Annotated in this window: 3 protein-coding genes; all 3 read right to left on the reverse strand. The window is 33.2% G+C overall.

Annotation, left to right across the window (positions count from 1 at the left end):
* Positions 1-486: 486 nt before the first annotated feature.
* Positions 487-1,452: a UV DNA damage repair endonuclease UvsE gene (gene uvsE, locus D8M03_RS17400; protein ID WP_121216038.1), complete on the reverse strand. Its 966-nt coding sequence runs from the start codon at positions 1,450-1,452 to the stop codon at positions 487-489.
* Between the two features lie 41 nt (positions 1,453-1,493).
* On the reverse strand, positions 1,494-2,057 hold the full coding sequence (locus D8M03_RS17405) for a dihydrofolate reductase family protein (RefSeq protein ID WP_121216039.1): 564 nt from the start codon (positions 2,055-2,057) through the stop codon (positions 1,494-1,496).
* Between the two features lie 136 nt (positions 2,058-2,193).
* On the reverse strand, positions 2,194-2,382 hold the full coding sequence (locus tag D8M03_RS17610) for a hypothetical protein (RefSeq protein WP_147404846.1): 189 nt from the start codon (positions 2,380-2,382) through the stop codon (positions 2,194-2,196).
* Positions 2,383-2,490: the final 108 nt, after the last annotated feature.

Below are 2,490 nucleotides of genomic sequence, written 5' to 3' on the forward strand. Positions count from 1 at the left end.
AGTCATTCATGGTAGAGAAGATGAGGAAAGTCATCGTATGAGAAATAGGAAAAGCATATTTTCAGCAGAAGTGTAAAAAGGAAATGAGCAAAAAGTGTAAAATTCGACTTGACGTCTACACCTAGCTTCGGGAACTAGTATTTTATTTCGATTTCTTCTGCCCATGTTTTCCCTCCTTTATTTTAAAATGTACAAAAGGGGGAAAACTATTTAAATTTTTTTATTAAACGTGTATTTGAGTACATTATTATTTCAGATTTAACTCATCCTTCAAAATCATCAGTAAATGAATCTCTTGATAATTTATCTAATGCTAGAGAATTTGAGAAAATATAATTATTTTCGCCGATACTAAGGTTTATCTTAAATTACGTCTCAATAATATATTCAAGTTTTTTCCAAATATGAAATCTAAAAAAACCCCTAAAGCTTCTGTGCTTCAAGGGTTTATAAAAATTCTTAAGCTAATATAAAATTTTAAAATCATCACCTTAAATAGAATGACGACCCATCAATTATTTCAATATCCTCTCTTTTTTCAATTTGCTTCATTAGAGTAAAGAGAGCTTCATCTTTCATTTTAGCCTCAATCATGCAGTGAATTTCAGGAACTGTCCCTTTGATTTCCTTTAAAAACTTAAAAAACATCTCTACATCAACATAATCAGCGTGATGTCGAAACTGTTCTTTGCTTTTTGGACTGGAAATATGCATTTTAATTGGCAATGAAGACTCCTTCCAAGTCCCAATCGCTCGTTCCCAATTCTCTATCCAATTTTCATTCTGATGGTGAGCAAGATGATGATGATAATCAAATACAAAGGGAATTCCTAACTTTTCACATAAATATAAAGTATCCTCCATCGTAAAAGATGTATCATCATTTTCGAGCATAATCATTTTCTGTATCGACCGCGGAACTTCCATCCAATTATCTACAAATCGCTCCAAAGATTGTTCTGTTTCTTGATAATTTCCACCGACATGTAATACACATCGATGCATCGGATTAATGTTCATGCCCTTTAGTAAGAGATAATGCATTTTTAACGTTTTTAAAGAATTTAACAATACATTCTTTTTATTTGAGTTAAGGACAACAAAATGATCTGGATGAAAATCAATGCGCATCTTGTGTTTTTCAACAAACTGCCCCAGTTCACTCAACTTCTCTTTGAGAGGTTTTATATAATTCCAATCTGGAAGGTCCTCATGATTCGCTAAAGGTATTAAACGTGATGTCAAACGATAAAAATGAATATCTTTTGAAGCATTATGTTTTAACAACCTGTGGGTATTTTCCAAATTAGCTAGTGCAATTCGTTCTAATTTACGGATTGCTGCTTCACGATCACCGATTTTTTGAAATTGCGCATACGTCATTGTTTTAGAAGGTGACGCATTCTTTAGTTCCACACTCATTGCAACATAGCCTAAACGTACAATTGTCAATTTCCCCACCTCAAGTTTAGTATGAGGAAATTCTAGTCATATTATTTCAAATGATAAATAAGTTGAACAACACCCGAGGAAAATGTATTCGTTTTTACCAATTTCAAATTCAATCTATTTTGAAGATTAACAAATAGCGGTTTTCCCTCACCTAAAACTACCGGATGAATTGATAATCTGAACTCATCAACAAGTCCCTCTTGAATAAAACTTGTAATCAGATTCGCCCCACCATATAACCAAATATCTTTACCAGGTAAACTTTTTAGTTTATTAACTTCTTCCACTAACTGATCATTAATAAATTTTGCTCTGGAATCCGTTGCTTTTTTCGTTCTTGAAAACACATACTTTTCTTTACTATGCACCGCTTCCCATAACTCCTTATCAGTCATCGATGCATTAGTATCAGGCGTATATTGTCCCCATAAATCATAGCTTTTTCTTCCGTAAAGAATTGTATCAATTCCATTTAAAAACTCAAGAAAGTTCATCTCTGGGTCCATGATGCACCAATCTACTTCACCATTTTCCCCTTCAATAAAACCATCTAGTGTAACCGCTAAATCTAAAATGACCTTTCTTCGGTTTTCATTTGTAGTCATCGTTTAATTTCCTCTCAATTCGTATATTGATAACAGTATTATAATTGTTTCCGTTAAATAATTTCACTCTAGCAAACCCTGATAGATAAATGAAAAAGCGCAATTCCACTATGTCGGAAAAAGCGCTTTTAATATATTAAGCATGTTTTTCTTCTAAATACGGTACGCGAATTCGCTCATAAATTACGCCGTATACTACTGTCATCAATACAACACTTGCTACCATAACGATAACACTTGGAATAATAAATGTTTTACTCATAGCAAAGATTACTTCTGTACGGAACCAGTTTTGGAATGGCAAACCTACACTTGTGTATTGCATAATAAAAGTGCAGACTAGTGCAACGAATTTGTACAGAGTCTAGCACTTTTTTAGTGCAAAAAAATAGACTTGCCAGCCACCCCAAGTCACTCTACTGTTAAAGTGTCG

Source organism: Ureibacillus endophyticus (assembly GCF_003628435.1).
GTDB classification, from domain to species: domain Bacteria; phylum Bacillota; class Bacilli; order Bacillales_A; family Planococcaceae; genus Ureibacillus; species Ureibacillus endophyticus.